Origin of the sequence: Halostella sp. PRR32 (assembly GCF_034808085.1) — an archaeon.
Lineage (GTDB): Archaea > Halobacteriota > Halobacteria > Halobacteriales > Natronoarchaeaceae > Halostella > Halostella pelagica.
The window spans coordinates 487,588-509,501 of record NZ_JAXHGL010000001.1 but is presented as its reverse complement, the minus strand read 5'-3'; the positions used below and the strand labels follow the sequence as shown (position 1 = coordinate 509,501).

Genomic DNA, 21,914 nt, shown 5'->3' with positions numbered 1-21,914 from the left:
CTGCGACTCGCGACTAAACTTCACCAGCACAATCATGGCAAAAACAGGAGCTTCAGAAGAGGTACAGGTCGTCATCGGTGGCGATGCGTCGAGTCTGCAAGAAGCGACCGACACCGCAGTCGAGTCGCTCACCAACGTCCAAGCAGCTGCTGGGCTTGCCGGGGCGGCACTGGGCGCGCTCGCTGTCGGCGGGCTCGCGAAGGCGACGCAGTCAGCTGCCGCGTTCGAGGAGCAGATGGTCGAGGTGGAGAAGGTCACCAATCCTGAGACGGCCGAGGAGATGGGCACTGCGATCCGCGACATGGCGGCCGAAATGCCCGTCGCCCAATCCGAACTTGCCGGGATCACCGCTCAGGCCGGCCGGTTCGGGATCGAGGGATCCGAAAACATCCGCCAGTTCACCGAGACAGTCGCGCAGATGTCCGTCGCGACCGACCTCTCGACCGAGCAGGCAGGTGAATCCTTCGCGCGTTTGTCGACGCAGATGGACGAACCGATCGAGAAAGTCGACGACATGGGCAACGTCATCAACGAGCTCTCGAACACGATGGCGACATCCAGTTCGGAGATCACCGACTCCGCGTTGCGGTCGAGCGGCGTTCTCTCGCAGATGGGGGCGTCGAGTGAGGACATCCTCGCACTCAACGCTGCAATGAACGAGGCGAGCGAGTCGTCGGAACGCGCCGGTACTCGACTCCGCCGGATGGCTCAGGAGATCCAGGACCCAGCGAAGGTCGAAGATCTCGCGGCAGCGCTCGGGATGAGCGTCGACGAGTTCGAGCGGATGCGCGAGGAAGACCCCACGGCGCTGTTCGAAGAGATGGCTGAAACGATGGGCGAAGGCGACGAGCAGGCCGACGCCCTCCGTGAAACACTGTCGACGACAAGTCAGCAGGCCCTCACCGGCCTGTCGCAGAACATGGAGGGGCTGGCAGAGGCCCAAGAAACTGCCAACGAACAGGTCGAGGACGGCACGTCCCTCCAAGAGGAATACGAGTCGGCGAGTTCGACGTTCAACTCGGAGCTGCAAATCACGAAGAACCGGCTCCGGAACGTTGCCATCCAGATCGGTCAGAACCTGCTTCCTGCTGTCTCGGGCGTTCTCCAGTACGTGAACCGCGCCATCTCCGCATTCAGCTCACTGAATAGCGAAAGCGACGGGATGATCGGGACCGTCGGTCTCGTGGCGACCGCGCTTGGTGGATTCGCCGTCGCCGCGTCGTCGGCTGTCGCAGCAGCCGGTGGAATGACAGCCGTCCTCGGCGCTGTCGGAAGCGCGCTCACCGTGCTCACTGGCCCGGTCGGGATCGCAATCGCGGCGATCGCGCTCCTCACCGGCGCGTGGAAGGCGGATATGGGCAACATCCAGAGCCACACTAAACGTGTCCTGTCGTTCGTCCAAAACCTGATACGAACGACACTAACGCGAATACGAACCTGGTGGTCTCAGAACGGAAAGCAGATCGTCCAGACAGCTAAGTCCGCGTTCAACACGGTCAAGAACACGATCAAAGGCGTTCTGATGTTCGTCTGGAAACAACTGGTCAAGCCGATCCTCACGTCGATTCAACAGTTCTGGAAACAGCACGGGAAGGCGCTGATGGGCGAGACGAAGCAGACATTCAACTCAATCATGGGGCACATCAAAACTGTCCTCGGGTTCCTCTGGAATAACATCATCAAACCGATCCTGGCGGTGATCCAGACGGCGTGGAGCAAGTGGGGCGACGAGATTATGACTGTCGTCGAGGCCGTGTTCGGCTACGTCGATCTCATCATTACACAGAACATTGACCATATAGTGACAACTATCCGGGTCGCCCTCGCGTTATTACGCGGTGACTGGGGCGAAGCATGGGACCTTATCGCAGGATTCTTCGAGCGGACCTGGGACCGGATAACGTCGTTCCTGTCGAATGACGCGGTCCCGGCACTGTTGGCCGCCCTAACGATACTGGTCGAAGGTGCGTTGGATGTTCTCGACTACCTCATAGGGACCGAGGAAGGGACGCTGTACGACGACGTCGCAGGGGTGCTCGACTCTCTCGCGAGTTGGATAACCGACAGCGCCACATCGTTATTCTCGGCGGCGTTCGGCGCGCTCGCCGAGGCGGCAAAAGAGGCGTTCCGATACCTCACCGGGACGGGACGAGACACGTTGGTCGGCGATATGAAGCAGACGATCGCCGACGCGATCGGGTGGGTCAACGACCAACTCCCCGACGAGCTTGAGTTCGAATTCTCGATCGACATCCCGTCGGAAGAGATCGGGGGCCAGAACGTCCCCGGGACCGATAGAGAGCTCCCGGAGGTGACGGTCGGTGGCGGCAGTATCGGGATGGACGAGTCAGTCAACCTGCCACAGTTGGACGCTCCCCGACTCAACACTGGCGGGATGATCGAGGAAGCGGGGATGGCGATGCTCCACGCCGGCGAGGAGGTCGTTCCGAAAGCCGAGGTCGACCGGGACCGCGAGGAGCGCGGTGGGGTGTCCGGTGAGATGGATGTCAGCGACGATGTCGCCCGTGGGATGTCGAAAGCAGACCGCACGGACGACCTCATCCGCGAACAGCAACAGACCCGTCGCGTCATCAGCGAGTTAGCTGACGCGCTTGATGTCGACATCACGGTCGAGCAAGAGCCGGGACGCTACGCATACCGATGACAGGACCGATCACACTCCGAGCGGAGGCTCCGGACGGCACAGTCAAAACGACGGTCGGCGCTGACACTGCGGCGAAAGGGTCGACGCTGACGGGGTCGTTCCCCCACGCGTCGATCGCGCTGTCCCGGGACGAATGGGCGACGCTCGACGACGCCCTCGACCGCCGCAACGACCACCTCATCATCGAGGATCCATCGGACGGGAGCGACTGGTTCGGCGGCCGCTTCGACGGCGTCCAGGGCGGCGCGGGGGCCGGCGGGGGCGGCGGACAGATCCGCGGGGCCACCGTCCAGGGCGGCGCAGGGACGCGCACGATCCGCATCGCCTCGGTCGCGCTGGACTTCGTCGACGCCGAACCGTCTCCCGCAGAGACCGTGTATCAGAACGCCGCCGACAGCACGATCGTCCAGGATGTCGTCGACGCGATCCCGGCGGTCTCGACGGGGACGGTCGAGACGATTGCATCAGCGCTGTCGATGACGTTTAGCAACGCGGACAGAGCGAAGCAACTGCAGGACATTGCCGAAGCCTCGGGCGGGGAGTTCCGCTGGCATCCCGACGCGACGCTCGACTACGTTGGGCGGATCGGGGCCGACCGGAACCTGACGCTGTCGCCGTCGAACCAGACCGTGATCGGTCGCCCCGAGATCACCGAAGAATCCCGAGATAACGTCACGCACATCAAAGGCTACGGTGCGCAGCAGGGAAGCAACCAGGTCACGGCGACCGCCGTCGCCGACAGTTACGCCGGCGGCCGAAAGATCTGGCGGAAGTACGAGAACAAAGACGTCATCGAACAGAGCCGGTTGCAGTCGATTATCGATCGGCAGGTCACCGAATACGACGGCGAACCAACCCGGTTGGACATTCGCGCGACTGTCGTCGACGAGCAGCTGTCGCTCGGCGATCGCGTCACCGTCCGGCTCCCGGACGAAGGAATCGATAGGATGCTCAGGATCATCGAACTCGCCGAACGACTGACGAAACGGGGGAGAGAGTACGTCGCGTTACTGTCGAATCGCCTGGCGACCCGGGGCGACCCGGCGGGCACGCAGACCGACCTGCAGCGGTTTAATCGCGGGTTTCAGGGCTTTGTCGACCGAGACAACTTCCGAGCAGTCGGCCGCCAGCCCGTCTCGTCATCGTACAACGCGGTCGGCGAGTACGACTACCCCGACGATGTCGTTCGCGAGGAGCGCGCCGAGATCACAGTCGTCTCGTTACCGTACCGAGCATACGTCTCGCCCGCTGGACACGACCATTCGGTTAGCGTGACCCACCCGCAGCACAGCCACAGTGTCTCGGTGACACATCCGAAGCACGACCACAGCGTGAGCACGACGAGTGGTTCGTCGACGTCGCCATCGACGACAGACTTCCCGAATAACGATGGTGGCGTCGTGACTGTCTCTGCGACGTCCGGCTCCGATGTCGACACGTACACGGTCGGGAACCCGACCTTTCTCGTCTCGTCGCTCATCAACGTCCGAAACGCCAGCAGCGGGAAACGCTCGCTTGAAATCTCGCTGAACAACCGGACCACGGGCGAGTCGAGTATCGTCGACACGAACGCGATCGAAATGGTCGCCGACGAAGCGGTCGTCGTTGCGGGCATCGTGCCGGGGAACGTCAACGGCGACGACCTCGCATGGAACGTGTACAACATCTCGGGATCCGACGCCTCGGTCGACTACGAGACGCATTACCTGGAGATGGGGCGTCACGATCACGACGTCGCGACGACGAGCAGCGCCGAACTCGGAACGACGTCGACCGAGACATCCGATGCTTCGCTCGGAGCGACCGAGTCGACGACCACCGGCAGCGAGGCAGCGTTTGACCCTGGGCTCAACGAGTACGGAAACGAGACAGCAAGCAATGTCGACGTTCTCATCGGCGGCTCGACAGTCGCCTCGAACATCGGATCCGGAGAGTTCCGAACGACGGTCGACATCTCGGGTGAGTTCTCGCCGGGGACGAACGACATCGAAATTGCATCGGACAGTCTCGGGTTCGTGACCGCTATCGTCCAGACCGAGCTGTTCCGACGCGGACAATCGAACTAACAATGACAGCAATCGAACCCTACCCCACGATCCAGAAGTACCGACGCGGAAACCTCGACGTCGAGACTGCGACGCTTCGCGTCGCGCTCTTTAACGACAGTGTCGCGTATTCGCCAGACCAGGTCAACCACGAGTACGTCAGCGATGTGCTCGATGGCGGCACGACCGCCCAAGAGCTGGCCGACGCGAGCTACAGTCGGCGGGATCTCGCCAACGTCTCTGTCACGGTCGACGCAACTGACGGCGAGGTCGTCGTCGATGCCGACGACGTGACATGGACATCGCTCGACGGCGGAGAAACGATTCAGGGATGGGTTGCCTACGCCCAGATCGGCGGCGACGACACGACGCCCGCTGACGACCCGATCATCGCACTCGAAGACGAGGTAACCAACTCGAACGGCAACCTTGTCACGACGAACGGCTCGGACATCACGCTCCAGTTCGACGCTGAGGGCATCGTCACGGTGAGCTAACCCCCACTCTAAAAATGACGACGACAGACACGTTCGGGGCGACCGGAGGGGTTCAATCGTGGACTGCCCCGTTCGGTCAGACTGTGACGGTCAAGTTGTGGGGCCCCGGCGGTGGGGCTGGATCCCCCGGGACCGTCGGCAGTAACGGTGCAGGCGGCAGGGGTGGCTATCTCGAATTGGAGATACCAGTCGCTGATGACGAGACACTTGATATCTATGTCGGTGAGGGCGGGGGCGACGCAACAGGCAGCTCAGCTGGCGACGAGGGTGCAGGCGGTTGGGGCTATCGAGATGGCGGCAGTGGCGGGGGGACCGATTTTGCCAATGATGGGCAAGGTGGCGGCGGGGGAGGTGCGACTGCCGTGCTTGATGGGTCGGACGCCATCATCGCGTCGGCCGGCGCTGGTGGCGGTGGTGCCGGGGGTGGTGACGGAGATTCGTACCAGGGTGGCGGTGGTGGGGGCGGCGCTCGTGGTGGCCTCGGCGGCTCGGGGGGCTCGGATGGAACGAACGGTGCCGGCGAGGACGCCGGGGGGACTGGAGCTGGCGGCGATGGTGGAGATGGCACGCTCACAGACGGCAACCCTGGCCAGCCGGGTGGGACGGTTCTCGGGCAGGGGTCCAAGATCACGTCGTCGTCGGGGGGCGGGAACGCTGGCGATGGGGCAGTGGAGATCGTCTATATTGAGGAGCAGGTGCTCTCGGCGTCAGCTGCCACAACAACCTCCGCTGAGCGCTCGGCGAGGCTGCGTCCGGCGGCGACGCAACTCGACGGCGGCCGGCACGCGTCAACGAGTGCGGCCCGCGCGGCGCTGTGCAGCCCCGGTAGCGTCGGCCTCCAGCCGACTAGCCTCGTCACGTCTGCTACGGTCGGCCCTGCGATCGTTTTGCCTAATGCCGTTACGTTGGATGCAGCCCCGGTCGCCCAGACGACTGCATCGCAGCCGGCTACGCTGACTGCCCCTGCCTGGATGCTCAACGGGACGCCGATGGCCGCCAACGACGCCACGCTCACGCCAACGGCACTCTCGCTGTCGTTCCCGACTGACCGGTCCGGCATCGGTCACTGGCGGCAGTTCGACCGGTCCGGGGACTATTCTCGTACGACGCAGTTTGGGGGCGGGTGGCGACTCGACGATGACGCGGGGCGAGCCGAGGCCGTCGACATCACCCCGCCGCCGGACCACGAGCCACCGTTTGACGCGTTCACCGGTTACGTGCAGAGCTACGAAGAGCAGCAGGCCGCGCCAGGTAGGATGGAACTCGACATCTCCGTCGAGCGGCTCCACGAGCGCCGCGATGTCTTCAGCGCGGTCGACCAAACAGGCGGGGACTGGACGATCTCGACGGTGCGGGGCGATCTCGCGCTGTCGAACGAGCAAGTCGGCCAGATAAGCCAGACGGGCACGACGGCCGGCGGGGACTGGTCGCTGCCGCTGGCACTGTCGGATGCACAGGCGGCCGCGCTCGTGGACGCGTGCGGTGTCCCGGATGCTGTCGTCGACCAGGCGGTCGCTGGCGGCGACGACACCGTAACGGATGCGACGCCTGACGACCGCCAGACGATCACGCTGTCGGCACCCAGTGACGCAGTGCTGCCGGACGGGTCGTATCTGGTCAGTGACTGGACGCTCACGCGGCAGTCGTTCGACGAGACGCGACGCTGGCGAGTCGAACTCACGCTCGCAGAGGAGTGACTGCTTGCTTCTAGTTGAGACCGCCAGTGTCGAGAAGCGGATCGAGATTGAAGAGCAACGTCGAGGGCAATCCGTAGGTTTAGGTAACCGTCAGTCGATCCCCTCGCCACAGTTCGGACAGTCGCAATCCCCCCCGATGTTGTGCCGGCTCCCTCGATGAAGCCACTCGCGAGTAGCGATGCCGGAAGCGCAAAGAGACCGATCCCGAGTACCGCGACGATCGCGCCGACAACTTGCCCAGCGCTGTGACTGGGTAGACGTCGCCGTACCCTACCGTCGTTAGTATCACGACACCCCACCAAAGTGTCGCTGGGATCGAAGAGAATGCTTCTGGTTGTACTCGGCTTTCAATGAAGTACATCACTGATGAGGCGACAAGCAAGAGGATGAGGTTCGCAGAGAAGGCCACAATCAGGTCCCCTTCATAGTCATGCCATATAATAAGTAAACCTCCTCTGGCCTATTTTCTAATGAAATAAGTCAAATGTAGTTGCTATTTATCACTATGGTACTTTCGTGCCTCAGAGAACGATAGTGCATTCATTTCTGAGTTTTCGTCTAACGCAACTCGGAACAACCGTCGCATATCGTGGGGCTCTGTATGATCAAGTGTTGACTCTAATTTCACATCGAGACGTAGCCAACACCATGGCTCATCCCGGTAAGATGCATGGCGGGTTCTTAACTCAGTAACAAAATTGTTTAAAGGCCATTCCTTCCGTTGGTCAGGGTTGAGAAATATCACATGATCTCGCCAATCACCAACACCCCCATGGAAAACTTTCATACTGTCGGGTACCTCCTTGTAAGGTCTATCTGGATTTAAGAGGGGTGAGTTTTCATCTACGGTCTCTATGCTTTCTAATGCCATACTAACCGTTGCATTAAACGGGACATCGCCGGTGTTTTCAAATACAATGTATTCTATACCACCGGCCTCTGAGGAGCTTTTTGAATCAGATTTTATCTTTTGTCCACTGATTATTAATCGTGGTAAATAAGGGAGGAGTTGGGCTTGTGTCTGTTGTTGCTGTTCGCGGTATATGCTCACGTAAACGATAATTAGAGCTCCGGTTAGGAGTGGTGTGAAGATTCCATTTGAGATCTGGGCCCATTCCACTACCGAAAATGAGATTACAAACATGTGTCTCTCAATTGAAGGCTATCAAATCAGCTTTGGGGATAAGTTGTCGGTCGTGTCGGTCAAATAGCCGGAGAGAATGAGGATATGACGATGGCTGGGGAATCGCCAGGGTCAGGAGCCCAGCCGGATGGGTGTCCCGCAGCGAGCGCACCGGCCGACACCGGGTCGGAGTGTCGGGAGGACTAGGGCCGACAGCGCGAGGTATCGGCGGCGTCGCATATCCTCGTGCTTTGGGCACATGGCTGATAAGTCTCGGGGCATGGCGTCGGCGGACGGGCCCATAGGCACGGACCAGTTGCCTTATCCTCGGTACCGGGTCCAAGGTTGGAAACTAAGTTTCCTTGTGAAAAGACTATGATATGCCCTACTGCCCCAACTGTAGGAACCAAGTGAAGCCAGCGGCCTCGTTTTGTCGGGAATGCGGTCACGATCTTTCTGAATCTCTGAATCGAGATGATTCGAGCGCCTCGACGGGAGGGACCATCACGACCGAGAAATCGGTCAGTGCTGAAACGCTCGGCACGTACGCACTCAAATCACGACTCCAGGAGATGGACGAGTACGAGTTTGAACACTTCGTCGCTGATCTGTGGCGAGAAATGGGCTGGAAGACAGAGGTTTCTCAGGCGTCAGTCGATGCCGGTATCGACGTCATCGCGACAAAGGACACGCCGTACCACCAAAAGAAGGTCATTCAAGCAAAGCGGTACGCAGACTCGACCACGGTCGGCGGTCCAGATATCCAACAGTACGCGTCCCTAAAGCAGCAAGTCCAGAACGCAGACTCCGTCGTAATCGTCACGACGAGCTCGTTCACCAATAGCGCTGAATCCCGCGCTGATGACCTCAACGTGAAGCTCGTCGATGGTGACGATCTCGTTGGGATGGTCGAGGATCTGGACGCGTACGATATCGTGGACGAGTACCTCGACATCACCAAAACGACGACCAAACAGGGTAGCGAGTCAACCGAGACTCAGGATGTCGATTCAACGTCTGCAGTTGCTGAATCCACCGCAACGGATACCAAACCCTCACTGAATACGCAGACTCAACCCCGAGATGACTCCGAGTCGAAGACAGTGTATACCAGCGCTGATGGAACGAAGATTAGCGAGTTTGACCGCTGGCACTGGGTGGCCACCGGCACTGGGCTCCTTACGTTCGTCACCGTTCAGGTGAGTGATGCACTATTCGGGGCTTTTCTACTCGGAACGGTAGCAGCAGTGTACCTCGATATGCACCATATTCGAGATCGCACGGACTGGAAACCACGAAAGTGGTTGTACCTCGGCGGATTACTGGTTGGGTTGCTCACTCTGCCTGTTTATCTGGTTAATCGCTACCGGTTTGTCCCAAGATCGTAGTACTGCAGTGCGACGGAATTAACGCTGTGAACTGGTCACGGGAGGTCCTCTTCTCCACCTTCCCCTCGACGGAATGTATGCAGTTCCTGGAGACAGTCGTTGACGAAACTATTGAATTATCTCGCAACATCGGGTTCCAGAGAGACTACGACGCCACCATGTTGACTGGTCGGAAGGTGCTCCCTCCGTTATAAAGATATCACATTATATGAAAATATTCTGCTGGGAATTCTACAGCGATCAGTATCGTGTACGTTCGAGTTGTTTGTCAAGGAAACTGTCGATGGAATCTGCAAAATCCCTGAACACGTCGCCGATGGTCCGTATTCCACTCCACCGACTCTCCTGAAGATTCCGGCCTTGATTATCTAACCACGAGGAGATACCACGGGCCTGCTCGATATGTCCACGAAACAGATCCTTTTGCTCCCGCTCGAATTGCTCGGCTTGGCACTGTTTCCAGTCATCCAAGGTGACTTCTTCCTCTAGTCCAGCATCTCTGAGTTCGGGACACGTCACCCTTTCCGCGTCGTTCGGAGCGGCGGCGGCATGTCCTGGGACAACTGCAAACAGTGCGAGGATAGCAACTGCGACCGCGATCATGGATACATAGGGATTTCTTTTCATATCCGAAACGGCCTACCACTTCCCCCGTCGTAAAAGTATCGGCTGTGATAATTTGAATCCTGTTATACAACGGTGTTACTTGTCGAGTAGCGCCTCGCGTGCTTTCTTGAGCTTCTCGAAGCGACCCGCCGATCCGCCAGTGTCTGGGTGCCCCTCCAGGTCCCGAACCTGTGCCTTGAACGCAGCTCTCACGATCTCGTCGGGTGCGTCGGGGGAGACGTCCAGGACCTCGTGCGGTTCCTCGTCGAGGATGTCTCCCTCGCTCGGCGCGGGTGGCGCAGCAACAGCGTCGTCGTCAGCGGGCGGGAGGCGGGCCGTTTCGAACTCCGAGTCGGCCGTCGTGACGCCACACTTCTCGGCGAGACGCTTTCGACGCGCGTACAGCGCGATCGCCCGGCCGTTCTCGCGTTGCGACTCATAGCGATCACAAGCGATCGCGTACCCGTCGTCAGCAGGCTCGTCCTCACGCCGGAAAAACACGGCAACCCCCGGATCCTCCGGGTCAGCGCTTTTGTGGGGGATTTGCGGATCGTTCACGTAATGCTGTCCTGCCGTCTTGACGTCGACGCCGGTGGCTCCCCAGCGTTCCAGCTCGTCGACGATCGATTCGAAGGCGGCGCGATGGCCGATCGTGATGTCGCCGTCGTACTCGCCGCGCTCTTCGGGTGGCGTTCTCTCGAACCCCTCTGGCCAGTCGAGTTTGCTCATGGTTTTAGGCATCGTCTCCTCCTCGCGGATCCTCGACGAGTTCGTAGAGCCCCTCGTACACTTTGCGCGCGTTGCCATGCTCGACCAATCGGCCGAGGCGATCGCGGACGTACTGCAAACTGTAGCCCGTTTCGTCGGCGGCGAAGGGAGCTGTCACGCGCCCTTCTTGGAGCATATCGAGCAGTGCCTCATCGGCCGGGCCGACATCATCCTCATCTAACATCGGTCGTCGATCGGTAGTTGTCGTGCTCACACCATAATGGATGTTGGCATAGAACTTAACCATTGCCCCATAACCCATAGACCCTAAGGGTTAAGTACCCCCGACCCGTACTATGAGATAGGAAGCGCGGGACACTCGGCAAAAGCCCGGGCCGGTGTCACAACCACCGGCCCGCGTTTCCAACACCGCAACAATGAGTTTGCCACAGAACGCCAATAACGGTTCCGATGACGACGGTCCCGTCGTCCGGGCCACGAACGAGACCAACGGTATCGAAACGTCCGAAATAGACACTGACGCAACCGTCGCAGCGCTGGACGGTGCTCGGGCCCTGGTGTGCGAGCGCAACACCGACGCCCCGTACTGGCGCGGCCAGCGACTCCCCGCGACGATCGACGCGCCCCGCAAGCTCGTCGACGACCACAGTCGCGTGCGGGTCACGTTCGACCGCTACGACCGCAGCGATATCGTTCCGGTCGGCATGGTTGCCGAGGTCCTCGCCGGCGAGGTTTCACTCGGCGTCGACCAAGCGGGCGACCGGCACGTCTGGTATCCCATCGACAACGTCGTGCGCGTCCTCGACGCTGACGGCGACGTCGTTCGCGAGGTCGACCAGGACGAGTTCGACGGCCGCGACGTTCGCACCTGGACGAAGTTTGTCGCCGACCGCCGTGGCTGGGCGCGGCCCGCGGAGGGTCGCGATGACTGACGCTGACGAGACGGTCGAGCGCACGGACGTCGGCGTCTCGGTCGAGATCGAGATGAAACGCGGGAGCGGTACGCGCGACCAGGACAAGATCAAGGCGAAGGTGAAGGCCAAAACGCTCGACGAGGCGAAAGCCGACCTCGACGAACTGAAGCCGTACCTGCGCGAGTACGCCGCCGGCGTGCGAGCGATCCAGCCCGCGGAGGATGCCGATGAGTAGCGCCGGAGCGCCGGCGGATGGAAACGCGTCGAGGAGAGGTGCGAGGCAGGGAAGTGGCGATTCGTCGGGTCGGAGATCGTCGCCGGCCTGGTCGTCGAGGGCGGCACCGGCGACGCGTCCGGCCGCGCGGCGGAGGTGTTCCGCGGACCATGACGTACAGATCGTTTACTGACGCCAATACCCACTTCGAGATCATCCGATCAGACTCGCCGGTCACCGTCGACGGGTTCGCCCTCAACGAGCCCACGGGCGAGGTCAAGTGCGACGAGTGCGGATCCGTTGCGCTCTGTATTGACGAGATCGACCACGACGCGGGCTGCCCGCAGGCCGACGTCCACTCCCGAGACTGGCAGCAGTTCCACGACCGTTGACGGCGAGGCTTCTTTTTCTCGTTAACCAACACTGGCGAGTGGCGACGCTGGCCTGTTGGTTATTAGTAGCTCAGTTTCTTTCCCGGATAACCCGTGAAACCTGCGTTCAGTACAGGTGAACAAGAGAACACATTGGTCAGCGATATACTACTGTCTATCAGAAAAGGCCAGCTGAATGCAGAGCATCTAACAGCACGATATCAGGCGAGTTCTAGCTCAACACGAGTTGTGTAGGAGGCACTGTCAGCGTTGATTGTCACCTGGAGTTCCTCGGCGCTATGTTCCTGTGCAATGTGAGATAGTTCGAACGAGTAGCGGTCTGCACGGCCAGGCGCCACCTCGCTATCCTCAGCAAAGTGGTCGGTGATTGTATCGCCATCCTTATGGAGGGTAACAATCTCGGGGATGTCGATGTCGAGATCGTAGTCGAACGTTTCATCCCCATTGTTCTCGACTTTCACTAAGAGGGCTTTCGAGCCTTCCGTCGTCGGGAAGACGCGGACGAACTCTGGCACGACCTTGATATTGATCCCCTCAAATGACGAGAGTGGGTCAATCCCGCGCCGTTTGACAGAGTAGCCCATTGTGCCTACTAGAAACAATGGGACGATGTACTTAATAACGATTTCCCACTCACTGGAGGTGGAGCCGAGCACTTGGTTTAAGTGGAGGTAAATGATGCCAATCGAGGCGTGTAGAATCAAGTATACGAAGGTGCATCCAATGAACAGCAATGTTGGCACACTCCAGTGCTTCACCGATTCAACCATGTCGACGCTTAAGCCCGTTGCATGACCAAGGCTATAGACAATATTGAATATCGATAAATGAGCGGCGAGAGATAAAATGACGAGGTAGGCGATCCAGTTATTCATCCCTTCTTTCACCGGGGCGAGGGAGAGCAACCCGAAGACGACGAGCGTGAGGGAGAGGAGGTACTGTATCTCGAACTGGATGTCTCGACGGCCTTCAGACATCGACAAATTGCTGGTCGTAGGAGTCGTATATAAAGTCAAACGCTTCTTCTACAATCTCAGGCCGTTCTTCGACGCGACCCTGTTTTTTGACACTAACTTGCCCCATGCCATCGGTAGATCCCGTGATGAAATTGTAGTATGTTTCATCCAGACGGAACTGGCCCTCTAGCCGAACAACTCGTGCATCATGGTCTTCACGGAGCTCTTTAACCGTAGGGTTTCCAATGATATTGGTGCGCCCTCCGATGCGGATGTCCTCAAGTTCGGCTTCATCGACGAGCATTTCGACGAGATCGATCTCCAGGGCTGCACTGGTATCTGACGGATCCAAGGCGAGTTGGTTACTCCGATCAAGCAGTCGTTCTTTGAATTCATCGACGAAGTCTTGGACAAACTGGTTTGCAGTCTGGGTTGCCAAGTCATCGTGTCCCACTGAGTCAGTGGCGATCCCTTGGTGTCTGAGGACGTTAGTCAGATTACTAGCTTTTGCAGGTAGACTACAATCAATGAGGAGGATATTATTATCAAGGTCAAAGTTAAACCCGGTCTCGTAGACTGTTTCGTCAGCTTTGATCTCATAGAGAGGGGTGAGTTTATAGTTGATAGATTTCGTCCAGTGAATGCCAGTGACGGAATTCTCCTTTACCTCATCGACTTCAAATCCGGGATCAGCTAGCCCCATTTCATCGAATTCAGCAGTGTTAGTCGTGAGTAAATCAGCAATTCGCTCATGGTCAGGTAGGTCTTGGTCTACACCTTGGTCGAGGGAATCGATGTCGACGATATAGCGACTATAAGGTTGTTTTTCGCGTTGTATCTTAGCAAGACGCCGTTTGAGGACTTCGTACTCATCATCGGTCCAGCCATCCTCCACGAGGTGCCTAATGAGGGTGTCGGAGCTTCGCGATGTAACGCCAAGCTCTCGCTCCTCAATTAATTTTCTGAGAATGTTGATAGGCATCATCTGAAGGGCGGTCCGGACCTGTTCGTCACGGGGTGCCATATTGAATTCAATTATCATCTATCGGGATAATTGTTACCACAACTGACATCAACTAGACCATTTCCTGATATGTTGTCAGTCAACCATTCAAACAACTCGTTCAACTCGAATAGAAGAGGTTCCAGTATTGTACTCGTATACGTAGTTACCGAACTGCCCGATTCAGTCGTATTTCTGAATAAAGAAATCGCGCTACTAGCTACTGTTAAGGCCCGGCGGTCTCCCGGAAGTAGCATCTCTTTTTAAATATCGTCAATCCGTCGGGGGTTGACATGATTATCAAACCGGAGGTCTTTCAGGACGGGTTTGTCCCACGACGGATCCTCCACCGCGACGCGGAGGTCGAACAACTCTCCCGGGCATTCCAACCCGCTTTGATGGGGGAGCGGCCGCTCGACGTCCTTCTCACTGGCCCGAGCGGGGTCGGGAAAACAGTACTTGCTCGACACACGATTAACCGTCTTCGAGACCAGACTGCTGTCGACCGCACCTATATCAGATGCCTCGGGTTGACAGCGCGAGATATCCTTCGGACTGCATTGCGCAAGCATCCGGATGGCCCCAGTGTATTCCACGAAAACGACACCATCCAGGATCTCCGGCACGAACTGCGCGACACCGTCGATGCGCCGTATATCCTCGTCCTCGACGAGGCCGACGGCCTCCCGGATACAAGCGCACTGGACCACCTCGATCGAGTCCCCGAGATCTCGACGGTCATCATCTGCCACGATGCCGAAGACTGGCAGAGCCGGCTGACGAACTCCACGAACAGTTACCGCTCGGACGATGTCGTTCGGCTCAATCGATATGCAGTCGACGAGCTGGCCGATATCCTGGAGATTCGAGTGCGGGAGGGGCTCTCGGGGACGGTTCCACGGCGGCGACTCGAACACATCGCAGACACGGTTGCGGGCGTCGCTCGCGACGGGATCCAGACGCTCAAGGCCGCGATCCAGAGAGCCCAGGAGCAGGGCCGGTCGGAGCTCACCGAGGGCGACGTCGAGGCTGGGTACGAACGTGCCCGGGGACGCATCCGGAAAGAGAACCTCTTCTCATTGCCCTTTCACCATCACCTACTGTACGCGATCATCCACGCCGCCGGCGAAATCCGGGCAGGAGAACTTCACGGCCGGTACGATGAGACTGCCGAGAAGTACTACCACGGCCGGGATCTGGTGCCGATCTCACGGCGCTCCCGGCGAAGCAAGCTCAAAAAGCTGAAACGCTATGACTTGATCAGCTGGGACGGTGAGTCCCGACACCGACATTACTGGGTCCAGGACGAAACTATCGCGCCGCCGATCAAAATCGAGCTGACGTCTCCGTAGTCAGTCAGCTGTCATCGCTTCCGCTTTCGGATTTCCCTTCATCTCCTCCGTCTCCTCGACGTATTTGCGCATCAACTGTCGGATGACTTGACTCCGATCAGCATCCCGGTCGAGTTCGCCCTCAACCTTCCGGTCCCAGATAGCGTCGTCAAAGTCTTCCAATAACTCATCAGGTACGCTAATGCTCGGCCTTGCCATGTTAGCACGTTAGCCCGTTGCTATTAAAGTAGTGACCCCAAGAGCATCTTGCATCCAGTAGCACGGTGCGATAGAACTATGTGCTATGGATCATAACGTAGCACTGTAGCATGGCCAAGCCAAGTGTAAGTATGCCAGATGAGTTGGTCGCCGAAGTAGACGACCGGCGGCACTCAACTACGGATCGTAGTGAGTGGATCCGGGATGCAGTTATTGCCCGACTCAACGCAGAAGACGCGGGAGAGTGGGTAGATCCCGATGATTCCTACATCCCTGTTGAGGCGTAGCCGAGACGCATCGCTCACGAACTAACGAATACCGGCCCGCGTCCCCACGCGGACCAGCGAATAACATAACAACGTATGCACGTATGCTCACAGTGGCTTAGTAATAGACGCGCTACGGCCCGACGCGCGCCAGTAAGTACAGATTACCGACAGTGCCAGTTCTCCCGGAAGTTCAATGGTCGTTTAAATACCGAGGGAGCGAACTACGAACTGACTCGCGGCACCCCCGGACGCGCCCCAACGTACCAAATCACGGCGCGCCCGGCCACCGCGGTCCCCAGCAGAACAGTCCATCAACCGAACTGCAACACTCCGACTGAGGACACATGAACGATAGTACGTCAACGGATAAAAACTCCGCCGACTCGACCCAGCAGAAACACTCCGACACACACAGCGTCGACCCCAAGCACTTCGCCGACGTCCACCAGACCCCGTCGGGCGGGGTTCTCTTCCAGGACGAGCGCGAGTCTGACGCCTGGCTCTCTAGCGATGTCGTCCAAGAGGTGGTTCGGTGACCCGAACCTGTCGTCGCGACGACTGCGATGAAGAACGGCTCACCAAGTTCGGCATGGAGATCCACCTGGCCAGCGACCACGACGAGGTGGTGAGTCGATGAGTACCGAGGAGCAGCGGCGCGACCAACATCGCCGGCGCGTCCAGTCGGAACTCACCCCCGACGTCGGGCCCGTCGACGACGAGGATGAAACGTGTTCCAACTGCCCCGAGGATGCGGTCTACCGCGTCCCGTGGCCGTATTTCGGCGGCGACACTGCCTACTGCGCCTACCATCTCGCACGCTACCGAGCGCTGCGACTGGACATCTGGCGGCAACTGCGCGATACCGGCGTCCCCGACCCCGAAGACTTCGCCACTCGCGAAGAGCGGTTCGTCGAGTTCGACGATCTCCCGCCGAAGATCCTCGGCGGCGAGTTCCGACGCATCGCGCTCGACATCACCGGCCAGGGACTTTACGAGCAGACACAGCCCGACGAAGACGACCACGTCGCGTACGTGCGCGTGGACCGGACGCTCAGCGAGGGAGACCGTATTCGCGTCCACCGGTCGGGGACCGGGCAGTTCCTCGGTTGGTTCAGGGAGACGATCGGATGGCACGCCGTCGATGATGACGTTCGTTGGGCTCTGCAGGGAGGTGACTGCCGATGAGCCAGTCCGAGGCGTTCCTCAGCGGCGAGTGTCACAGATGCGATATCTGTAGCACGAACTTCGACTCGCTGAAGGAACTCGCGAATCACGACTGCGCGGTCGCAGACGGGTCCGGCAACCGTCGCGGGGAGCTCTCGACGTGGCTGGTTGACGGCTCAGAAACGGTCTCCTGTCCCGGTTGTGGCCGCACGCGCGGCGCAACGCCCGGCCGCTACATCTGTTCGGTGTGTGGTGCGACGTTCTCCGTCCAGCGCGAGGGAGATGGCGGACGCCCTGAAACTGCAGGCGGTCACGAGGAGCGTGGTTGGCGATGAGTCCCCGCGCCGACTGTTCGGACTGTGCTTGGGCATTCGAGGCCGACGACCACGGCACCGTCGCCGACAAGCTCGAAGCACACGCCCGCAAGGAACAGCACCATGTCGACTTCCAGCGCATCGTTACCGACGGCGGCCGAGAGATGGTCTACGTCACGGCTCGGAAGTACGATGCGAAGAGGCCGTTCCACACGGATCCCGACTGTCATCACTTAGAGAAAGCAGTGAGTATTCGGTCGGTTCCCCGTGAGACGCTCAACGACAGCTACAAGGAGTGCGACCACTGCGCTGGCGAGATCGACAAGCCAGCGGGCGTCGGGGAGGGCCATCTCGACTCGCTGAAAGCCGCCGCCGAGGACGGGCCCGACGTCGCGACGGACGGCGGTGTCCCCGACCCCCTCAACTTCGAGGCCGCTGTCAACGACGCGCTTCACGCGGCGAACGACCCGGAGAGCCACGTCGAGCGCTGCGGGTGCTACTTCTGCGAGCAGGAGACGCTCGTCGACGAGCTCGGAGGTGGTTCCGATGGGTGACAGCGAAGAAAACGTCGCGACTGGCGTTGACCTGTTGGATGAACCGCTCGAACTCGAACGGGGCTACGTCCGTGTCGCCGGATCCGGTGGCGAGGTCGAACACGAACACCGCGTCAAATACGATCATGACCCACCGGTTGAGTTCGACGCTCGGTTCTTCGGCACGATGGTCGAGACGCGGATGGACTTCGACTGGGCCGGTTATGAGGCAAGCGCCATCCACCAGTTTCCCACCGACGAGCTACGCGAGTTCATCAAGGCCACCGCTCCGCGAGTCGGCCTGGAGGTGGACGATGCCTGAGCAGGTCAGCAAGCTGTTCACTCGCCTCGCCGAACTCGCCGATGCCGAGGGTGCTGTTCCCGAGGATGGATCTGGCATCGACGGTACCTGGACGACAACCATCCCAGCGCGAGACCGCGACCGGGACTGGTCGGTCGCGATGAACGCCGACGTCGACGAGGACCACGTCGTCGAGGACATCCCCAGCGAGGGTGATGAGACGACCGTCCAAGCCGGAAGTGCGACAGTCTGGCTGGGCCGGTGGCCCGCCGGCGTCATCCACCCGTTCGGCGGCCAAGTCGCGGCCGAACAAATCGATAACGGACCGCAGAGCATCGAGGATGAGCTGATCGCCGACATCGAGGCGCGGATCAGTAGCCTGAGAGGTGACGCTGATGTCTGAGCTCACCGATGGCGTTTTCGCCGTCGAACCAGGCGACGAGGTTCGCGTCGCGACTGACCGATACGAATGGTCGTCCCCGATGGATGTTCAGGATATCGAGCACGTCGAGTGGACGCCGACCGACGGAGAGCCCTGGGCGACCCGAACCGTCGAACTTGAAGGCGGCTATTCGACTGAGTTTGTCGTCTCCTGTTCCGAGGGCGACACCGAGATCGCGCTCCACAGTGGCGACAAACTGCGCGGATATCTCGAACGTTTCGAGGTTCTGGAAGATGTCGACGACACCGAGCCCGATGATAGCGAAACTGAAGACGGGGGCGCTGACGAGGGCAGTGACGGCGAACAGGACGAGGAGGATGAACTGAGCGCCGTCGACATCGAGACGCCCGGTGACGGTGACGACGACCAAGACGCCGGCGATGAGGACGACGCTGACATCGCACTCCCAGACGGTGTGTCCGAGCAGGATGTCCGGGATGCATGCAAGAAGCACCAAGCTCTCGGCGCGGTTGCGGAGGTTCTGGAGATCCCGGCCGCCTGTGCGCGCACAGTGACGGTCGCTCTCGGGTGCTACCAGCACGTCAGCGACGTGACCGGGACCCGCTACGGGGGTGTCGCCGATGTCAAGTGATGAGTGCAGTAGCGAAATTAGTCACTCGCTCTGGGCCCTGCCACTCTCGGTAGACTCAGCTAACTCGGACCGAGTGACCTTCGTGAATTCTTCCCCTCCACAGCGACAATCCAGCGTTCCCATTGGCTGTAGTGGCCCGTCAGTCCTAACTTTGCAGGTGTATACTGCTCCACACTGGTCACAAGTACAGAATATACGCTGTTGTTCATTCTCTCCCCCCATCCCTTCTGGTTTCAGAAAGCGGCTTCAAAAATGTTCGTTTAAGCAGGCAGGAAAAACACGACAGACGATAGATATCCCCGGACCCCGACCGAAACGGAGGCGGTACGTGCCGTCGGGGCCCAGTAGCGCTCAGCTCTCCTCTTGGATTTCCTCAGAATCAGACAGATCAGGCGGGTCTTCTTGGCTCATATTGGAGAACTCGGTTGAGCCACAGAGACAGCCAGTCCGATTTCCAATCGGTTGGATCGTTCCATCTGAGCAGACGATAGAGGCGTACACAGACCCACAGTCGTCGCAAATACCCATAACGCGTTGTTGGTCATCTCTCTGTGTCATCTTGACCAAATTAGGGTATCCCTATCAAAAGTATTCGTTCACCACAGCAGGAATAACACGAGAGCGTGACATCTCTACAGATACTAACCGCGAGGGAATGCGCTGTCCAGAGTGTGATGAAACCCATGCCAACTGGACCAAGGACGGTGAACACGCGGTCGACAGTGGCTCACACCAGGGCATCATCGAGTGCGGGGGGTGCGGCCTATGCGGGACCATCGTGGAGGGTGGTCGTCGATGATCCCCCACGTGACACAGCACGCGGCGCAGCGCTGGGACAAGCGCTCGCCCAGCGACTCGGTCGCACCGGAGACAGCTTGGTCAGAGGGCCAGCGCGTCTCTGGGCCCGAGCGTCCCACGGGAACCGACGAGTGCCGTGTCCATCACTCGACGCGGACCGTTCTCCTTCGCTGCAACTCTCGTATCGTGACCGTCCTGACTGAGCGCGAGCTCGACCAGGACGCGCACCGCTATGTTGCACCAGTTTTCGAGGAGGCCACTGCATGAGTATGACCACCGACGACGTAACGGACCCAGAGGAGATTGCTGAAGACAATCGCGACCTGTTCGAGCGCCTCGCCGATTCGGACCTGCCGATCGCCGAGGACTTCGAACGGGCTCTCGACGCCCTCGACCGCATGGAGGACGACGATGACTAAGTCAATCGTCCAGCAACAACCGGCGGAGCGCGGGCTGCTCATCGAGGAGCTCCCGCGCCTCGGCGACATCGTCCAAGAGGTCACCCTCGGCCCCGGCAGCGCTGTCGAAAAAGCGCCGGTCCTGCGCAGTGACCTCGTCCGCGGCTTCGGGAGAGAGGGCCTGTCCGCACCAGACGCAGAGATCCTTATCTCGGGGTGTCTCCTTGTCGCAACGAGGGCAGGTGAGCGGCGCGATCTCCTCGGGTTCGTCGAGGTCGACATCCAGCCCGTGCATTGCGGCGTACTGCTTCTCGGCCTCGTCGCCGAACGTCGCGACGTAGCGGGCGACCGCGTCGCTTCCACGCGTTCGACCCTGACGGTCTTCGATGAGGGCAGCGTTCGCGCCTTGCGATGCAAGCCAGGTCGCGTTCGACTTCCGGAAGTTGGTCGGCGTGACTGGCTTGGTGACGCCGGCGCGCTCGGCGGGCTCTTTGAAGCCCTGGAGGAAGCGCTGATACGAGTAGCGCTCCGCTGTCGAGAGCTTCGACCAGAGGAAGGCGTCCGGGTCCCCATCGGCGGGATGGTCGGCGATCCAGCGGTTGAGGTAGGGGACGCTCGGGATAAGGTCGACGGAGCGCTGCCCGGTCTTGCCGTCGACGCGGAGTTTCACCGAGTGTTCACTATCGCTCACATCGCCGATCGTCAGGTCGTAGAGTTCTCCGCCGCGGAGACCAGCGTCGAACTGGACGGCGATGAGGGCCTTGTCGCGAGAGTTCCGCGCAGCGTCGATCATCGGCTTGACGTCGTCGTCCCATACGAGCATCTCGGCCGGGTCGGGAGACGGGTTGTAACTCCGACTCGTCGTCGACGGGACCCACTCCAGACTCTCGGGGGGATCATCACCGTTTGCATCGGAAACGCGGCGTCCGAAGACCTTCAGAGCGACACGGTAGTCCTGGTTCGTTTCCTCGTTGTCGTAGGTCGCGTGGATCCAGCGGACGATATCCTCAGCAGCGTCCTTCTCCTCAAGGGCGTCGGCAAGACCACCGACGTGTTCGGCCATGCGCGTGCAGTGGCGGAGGAGCTTCAAGTGTCGATGGTCGGTGTACTGCGTCTTCAACAATTGGAGTTCGTCGCTGAACTCCAGCAAGATCTTCCGATCGGCTTTGTCGTCGACATCGCGTTCGCCGGCGTCGAGCTTCGATCGGAGGGTGTTGATCTGGTTCCCTGGGTTGTTCATCTGATACATACGTTTAAGAGTAGGATTGTAAGGGTTTGGCTGAAAGCCCACCCCTGGCTCTTCTTCGGAATCATAGCGATAGCG

General features: G+C 59.7%; 26 protein-coding genes and 2 pseudogenes. 19 read left to right on the top strand and 9 right to left on the bottom strand.

Annotated elements, in window-relative coordinates:
- The first annotated feature begins 34 nt into the window (after positions 1 to 34).
- Genes SM753_RS02745 through SM753_RS02730 form a run of 4 tightly spaced genes read left to right on the top strand, consistent with a single transcriptional unit; the run spans position 35 to position 6,904 of the window.
- On the top strand, positions 35 to 2,665 hold the full coding sequence (locus tag SM753_RS02745; RefSeq protein ID WP_323190450.1) for a phage tail tape measure protein: 2,631 nt from the start codon (positions 35 to 37) through the stop codon (positions 2,663 to 2,665).
- Positions 2,662 to 4,731, top strand: a complete 2,070-nt coding sequence (locus tag SM753_RS02740) for a hypothetical protein (protein ID WP_323190449.1) — start codon at positions 2,662 to 2,664, stop codon at positions 4,729 to 4,731. The genes SM753_RS02745 and SM753_RS02740 overlap by 4 nt, the downstream gene beginning before the upstream one ends.
- Before the next feature lie 2 nt (positions 4,732 to 4,733).
- Entirely contained in the window at positions 4,734 to 5,207 is a 474-nt protein-coding gene (locus tag SM753_RS02735; RefSeq protein WP_323190448.1) for a hypothetical protein, read from the top strand.
- Between the two features lie 14 nt (positions 5,208 to 5,221).
- Positions 5,222 to 6,904 (top strand): hypothetical protein, encoded by a 1,683-nt coding sequence (locus SM753_RS02730; RefSeq protein WP_323190447.1) that lies wholly within the window; start codon positions 5,222 to 5,224, stop codon positions 6,902 to 6,904.
- A gap of 90 nt (positions 6,905 to 6,994) precedes the next feature.
- Here the strand turns inward: SM753_RS02730 and SM753_RS02725 are convergent.
- Positions 6,995 to 7,322, bottom strand: a pseudogene (locus SM753_RS02725) (potassium channel family protein); the annotation flags it as partial.
- Positions 7,323 to 7,397: 75 nt separating this feature from the next.
- Positions 7,398 to 8,048: a hypothetical protein gene (locus tag SM753_RS02720; RefSeq protein ID WP_323190446.1), complete on the bottom strand. Its 651-nt coding sequence runs from the start codon at positions 8,046 to 8,048 to the stop codon at positions 7,398 to 7,400.
- A 359-nt stretch (positions 8,049 to 8,407) separates the two neighbouring features.
- Between SM753_RS02720 and SM753_RS21305 the strand changes: the two are divergent.
- Both SM753_RS21305 and SM753_RS02715 read left to right on the top strand, forming a co-directional pair.
- Positions 8,408 to 8,476, top strand: a pseudogene (locus SM753_RS21305) (zinc-ribbon domain-containing protein); the annotation flags it as partial.
- A 123-nt stretch (positions 8,477 to 8,599) separates the two neighbouring features.
- A complete protein-coding gene (locus tag SM753_RS02715) occupies positions 8,600 to 9,415 on the top strand; it encodes a restriction endonuclease (RefSeq protein WP_323190445.1) in 816 nt (271 codons plus the stop codon).
- Positions 9,416 to 9,655: 240 nt separating this feature from the next.
- Here the strand turns inward: SM753_RS02715 and SM753_RS02710 are convergent, their stop codons facing one another.
- From SM753_RS02710 to SM753_RS02700, 3 genes are all read right to left on the bottom strand, one after another.
- On the bottom strand, positions 9,656 to 10,042 hold the full coding sequence (locus SM753_RS02710; protein WP_323190444.1) for a hypothetical protein: 387 nt from the start codon (positions 10,040 to 10,042) through the stop codon (positions 9,656 to 9,658).
- A gap of 75 nt (positions 10,043 to 10,117) precedes the next feature.
- A complete protein-coding gene (locus SM753_RS02705) occupies positions 10,118 to 10,750 on the bottom strand; it encodes a hypothetical protein (protein ID WP_323190443.1) in 633 nt (210 codons plus the stop codon).
- Between the two features lie 4 nt (positions 10,751 to 10,754).
- Entirely contained in the window at positions 10,755 to 10,973 is a 219-nt protein-coding gene (locus tag SM753_RS02700) for a MarR family transcriptional regulator (RefSeq protein ID WP_369335319.1), read from the bottom strand.
- Positions 10,974 to 11,166: 193 nt separating this feature from the next.
- Between SM753_RS02700 and SM753_RS02695 the strand changes: the two genes are divergently transcribed.
- The 3 genes from SM753_RS02695 to SM753_RS02685 all read left to right on the top strand — a co-directional run bounded on the left by SM753_RS02695 (position 11,167) and on the right by SM753_RS02685 (position 12,270).
- The gene (locus tag SM753_RS02695; RefSeq protein ID WP_323190441.1) at positions 11,167 to 11,682 is read left to right on the top strand and encodes a hypothetical protein; all 516 of its coding nucleotides are present in this window, start codon (positions 11,167 to 11,169) and stop codon (positions 11,680 to 11,682) included.
- Positions 11,675 to 11,899 (top strand): hypothetical protein, encoded by a 225-nt coding sequence (locus SM753_RS02690; protein ID WP_323190440.1) that lies wholly within the window; start codon positions 11,675 to 11,677, stop codon positions 11,897 to 11,899. The genes SM753_RS02695 and SM753_RS02690 overlap by 8 nt, the downstream gene beginning before the upstream one ends.
- 149 nt (positions 11,900 to 12,048) lie before the next feature.
- On the top strand, positions 12,049 to 12,270 hold the full coding sequence (locus tag SM753_RS02685) for a hypothetical protein (RefSeq protein ID WP_323190439.1): 222 nt from the start codon (positions 12,049 to 12,051) through the stop codon (positions 12,268 to 12,270).
- A 200-nt stretch (positions 12,271 to 12,470) separates the two neighbouring features.
- On the opposite strand, the gene SM753_RS02680 is transcribed toward SM753_RS02685, so the two are convergent.
- Entirely contained in the window at positions 12,471 to 13,247 is a 777-nt protein-coding gene (locus SM753_RS02680) for a hypothetical protein (protein ID WP_323190438.1), read from the bottom strand.
- Entirely contained in the window at positions 13,240 to 14,250 is a 1,011-nt protein-coding gene (locus tag SM753_RS02675; protein WP_323190437.1) for a hypothetical protein, read from the bottom strand. The genes SM753_RS02680 and SM753_RS02675 overlap by 8 nt, the downstream gene beginning before the upstream one ends.
- A gap of 272 nt (positions 14,251 to 14,522) precedes the next feature.
- On the opposite strand from SM753_RS02675, the gene SM753_RS02670 reads away from it, so the two are divergent.
- Positions 14,523 to 15,581 carry a Cdc6/Cdc18 family protein gene (locus tag SM753_RS02670; RefSeq protein ID WP_323190436.1) on the top strand — a complete coding sequence of 353 codons (1,059 nt, stop codon included), beginning with the start codon at positions 14,523 to 14,525 and terminating at the stop codon, positions 15,579 to 15,581.
- Here SM753_RS02670 and SM753_RS02665 read toward each other — a convergent pair whose 3' ends face one another.
- Positions 15,582 to 15,743 carry a hypothetical protein gene (locus SM753_RS02665; RefSeq protein WP_323190435.1) on the bottom strand — a complete coding sequence of 54 codons (162 nt, stop codon included), beginning with the start codon at positions 15,741 to 15,743 and terminating at the stop codon, positions 15,582 to 15,584.
- Positions 15,744 to 16,392: 649 nt separating this feature from the next.
- Here SM753_RS02665 and SM753_RS02660 point away from each other — a divergent pair.
- The 9 genes from SM753_RS02660 (at position 16,393) to SM753_RS02620 (ending at position 20,611) form a co-directional block, all read left to right on the top strand.
- Positions 16,393 to 16,584 (top strand): hypothetical protein, encoded by a 192-nt coding sequence (locus SM753_RS02660; protein ID WP_323190434.1) that lies wholly within the window; start codon positions 16,393 to 16,395, stop codon positions 16,582 to 16,584.
- A gap of 97 nt (positions 16,585 to 16,681) precedes the next feature.
- Positions 16,682 to 17,233, top strand: a complete 552-nt coding sequence (locus SM753_RS02655; protein ID WP_323190433.1) for a hypothetical protein — start codon at positions 16,682 to 16,684, stop codon at positions 17,231 to 17,233.
- On the top strand, positions 17,230 to 17,547 hold the full coding sequence (locus SM753_RS02650; RefSeq protein ID WP_323190432.1) for a hypothetical protein: 318 nt from the start codon (positions 17,230 to 17,232) through the stop codon (positions 17,545 to 17,547). The genes SM753_RS02655 and SM753_RS02650 overlap by 4 nt, the downstream gene beginning before the upstream one ends.
- Positions 17,544 to 18,080, top strand: a complete 537-nt coding sequence (locus tag SM753_RS02645) for a hypothetical protein (RefSeq protein ID WP_323190431.1) — start codon at positions 17,544 to 17,546, stop codon at positions 18,078 to 18,080. Before SM753_RS02650 ends, SM753_RS02645 begins: the two co-directional genes overlap by 4 nt.
- Entirely contained in the window at positions 18,073 to 18,381 is a 309-nt protein-coding gene (locus tag SM753_RS02640; RefSeq protein ID WP_323190430.1) for a hypothetical protein, read from the top strand. Before SM753_RS02645 ends, SM753_RS02640 begins: the two co-directional genes overlap by 8 nt.
- Positions 18,374 to 18,763, top strand: a complete 390-nt coding sequence (locus tag SM753_RS02635; protein ID WP_323190429.1) for a hypothetical protein — start codon at positions 18,374 to 18,376, stop codon at positions 18,761 to 18,763. Before SM753_RS02640 ends, SM753_RS02635 begins: the two co-directional genes overlap by 8 nt.
- Positions 18,756 to 19,394, top strand: a complete 639-nt coding sequence (locus SM753_RS02630; RefSeq protein ID WP_323190428.1) for a hypothetical protein — start codon at positions 18,756 to 18,758, stop codon at positions 19,392 to 19,394. Before SM753_RS02635 ends, SM753_RS02630 begins: the two co-directional genes overlap by 8 nt.
- Before the next feature lie 795 nt (positions 19,395 to 20,189).
- Positions 20,190 to 20,459, top strand: a complete 270-nt coding sequence (locus SM753_RS02625; protein WP_323190427.1) for a hypothetical protein — start codon at positions 20,190 to 20,192, stop codon at positions 20,457 to 20,459.
- A complete protein-coding gene (locus SM753_RS02620; protein WP_323190426.1) occupies positions 20,456 to 20,611 on the top strand; it encodes a hypothetical protein in 156 nt (51 codons plus the stop codon). Before SM753_RS02625 ends, SM753_RS02620 begins: the two co-directional genes overlap by 4 nt.
- A gap of 1 nt (position 20,612) precedes the next feature.
- Here SM753_RS02620 and SM753_RS02615 read toward each other — a convergent pair whose 3' ends face one another.
- Positions 20,613 to 21,830, bottom strand: coding sequence for a tyrosine-type recombinase/integrase (locus tag SM753_RS02615; protein ID WP_323190425.1), 1,218 nt, complete (start codon positions 21,828 to 21,830; stop codon positions 20,613 to 20,615).
- Positions 21,831 to 21,914 lie beyond the last annotated feature (84 nt).

What these genes read in the sequence shown, in the direction of transcription:
- SM753_RS02745 (WP_323190450.1), top strand. Translation starts at nt 35, where the DNA reads ATGGCAAAAACAGGAGCTTCAGAAGAGGTACAGGTCGTCATCGGTGGC.
- SM753_RS02630 (WP_323190428.1), top strand. Translation starts at nt 18,756, where the DNA reads ATGTCTGAGCTCACCGATGGCGTTTTCGCCGTCGAACCAGGCGACGAG.
- SM753_RS02640 (WP_323190430.1), top strand. Translation starts at nt 18,073, where the DNA reads ATGGGTGACAGCGAAGAAAACGTCGCGACTGGCGTTGACCTGTTGGAT.
- SM753_RS02720 (WP_323190446.1), bottom strand. Translation starts at nt 8,048, where the DNA reads ATGTTTGTAATCTCATTTTCGGTAGTGGAATGGGCCCAGATCTCAAAT.
- SM753_RS02655 (WP_323190433.1), top strand. Translation starts at nt 16,682, where the DNA reads ATGAGTACCGAGGAGCAGCGGCGCGACCAACATCGCCGGCGCGTCCAG.
- SM753_RS02740 (WP_323190449.1), top strand. Translation starts at nt 2,662, where the DNA reads ATGACAGGACCGATCACACTCCGAGCGGAGGCTCCGGACGGCACAGTC.
- SM753_RS02650 (WP_323190432.1), top strand. Translation starts at nt 17,230, where the DNA reads ATGAGCCAGTCCGAGGCGTTCCTCAGCGGCGAGTGTCACAGATGCGAT.
- SM753_RS02675 (WP_323190437.1), bottom strand. Translation starts at nt 14,250, where the DNA reads ATGGCACCCCGTGACGAACAGGTCCGGACCGCCCTTCAGATGATGCCT.
- SM753_RS02730 (WP_323190447.1), top strand. Translation starts at nt 5,222, where the DNA reads ATGACGACGACAGACACGTTCGGGGCGACCGGAGGGGTTCAATCGTGG.
- SM753_RS02690 (WP_323190440.1), top strand. Translation starts at nt 11,675, where the DNA reads ATGACTGACGCTGACGAGACGGTCGAGCGCACGGACGTCGGCGTCTCG.
- SM753_RS02685 (WP_323190439.1), top strand. Translation starts at nt 12,049, where the DNA reads ATGACGTACAGATCGTTTACTGACGCCAATACCCACTTCGAGATCATC.
- SM753_RS02680 (WP_323190438.1), bottom strand. Translation starts at nt 13,247, where the DNA reads ATGTCTGAAGGCCGTCGAGACATCCAGTTCGAGATACAGTACCTCCTC.
- SM753_RS02660 (WP_323190434.1), top strand. Translation starts at nt 16,393, where the DNA reads ATGAACGATAGTACGTCAACGGATAAAAACTCCGCCGACTCGACCCAG.
- SM753_RS02625 (WP_323190427.1), top strand. Translation starts at nt 20,190, where the DNA reads ATGATCCCCCACGTGACACAGCACGCGGCGCAGCGCTGGGACAAGCGC.
- SM753_RS02705 (WP_323190443.1), bottom strand. Translation starts at nt 10,750, where the DNA reads ATGAGCAAACTCGACTGGCCAGAGGGGTTCGAGAGAACGCCACCCGAA.
- SM753_RS02735 (WP_323190448.1), top strand. Translation starts at nt 4,734, where the DNA reads ATGACAGCAATCGAACCCTACCCCACGATCCAGAAGTACCGACGCGGA.
- SM753_RS02645 (WP_323190431.1), top strand. Translation starts at nt 17,544, where the DNA reads ATGAGTCCCCGCGCCGACTGTTCGGACTGTGCTTGGGCATTCGAGGCC.
- SM753_RS02715 (WP_323190445.1), top strand. Translation starts at nt 8,600, where the DNA reads ATGGACGAGTACGAGTTTGAACACTTCGTCGCTGATCTGTGGCGAGAA.
- SM753_RS02670 (WP_323190436.1), top strand. Translation starts at nt 14,523, where the DNA reads ATGATTATCAAACCGGAGGTCTTTCAGGACGGGTTTGTCCCACGACGG.
- SM753_RS02700 (WP_369335319.1), bottom strand. Translation starts at nt 10,973, where the DNA reads ATGTTAGATGAGGATGATGTCGGCCCGGCCGATGAGGCACTGCTCGAT.
- SM753_RS02635 (WP_323190429.1), top strand. Translation starts at nt 18,374, where the DNA reads ATGCCTGAGCAGGTCAGCAAGCTGTTCACTCGCCTCGCCGAACTCGCC.
- SM753_RS02710 (WP_323190444.1), bottom strand. Translation starts at nt 10,042, where the DNA reads ATGAAAAGAAATCCCTATGTATCCATGATCGCGGTCGCAGTTGCTATC.
- SM753_RS02695 (WP_323190441.1), top strand. Translation starts at nt 11,167, where the DNA reads ATGAGTTTGCCACAGAACGCCAATAACGGTTCCGATGACGACGGTCCC.
- SM753_RS02620 (WP_323190426.1), top strand. Translation starts at nt 20,456, where the DNA reads ATGAGTATGACCACCGACGACGTAACGGACCCAGAGGAGATTGCTGAA.
- SM753_RS02615 (WP_323190425.1), bottom strand. Translation starts at nt 21,830, where the DNA reads ATGAACAACCCAGGGAACCAGATCAACACCCTCCGATCGAAGCTCGAC.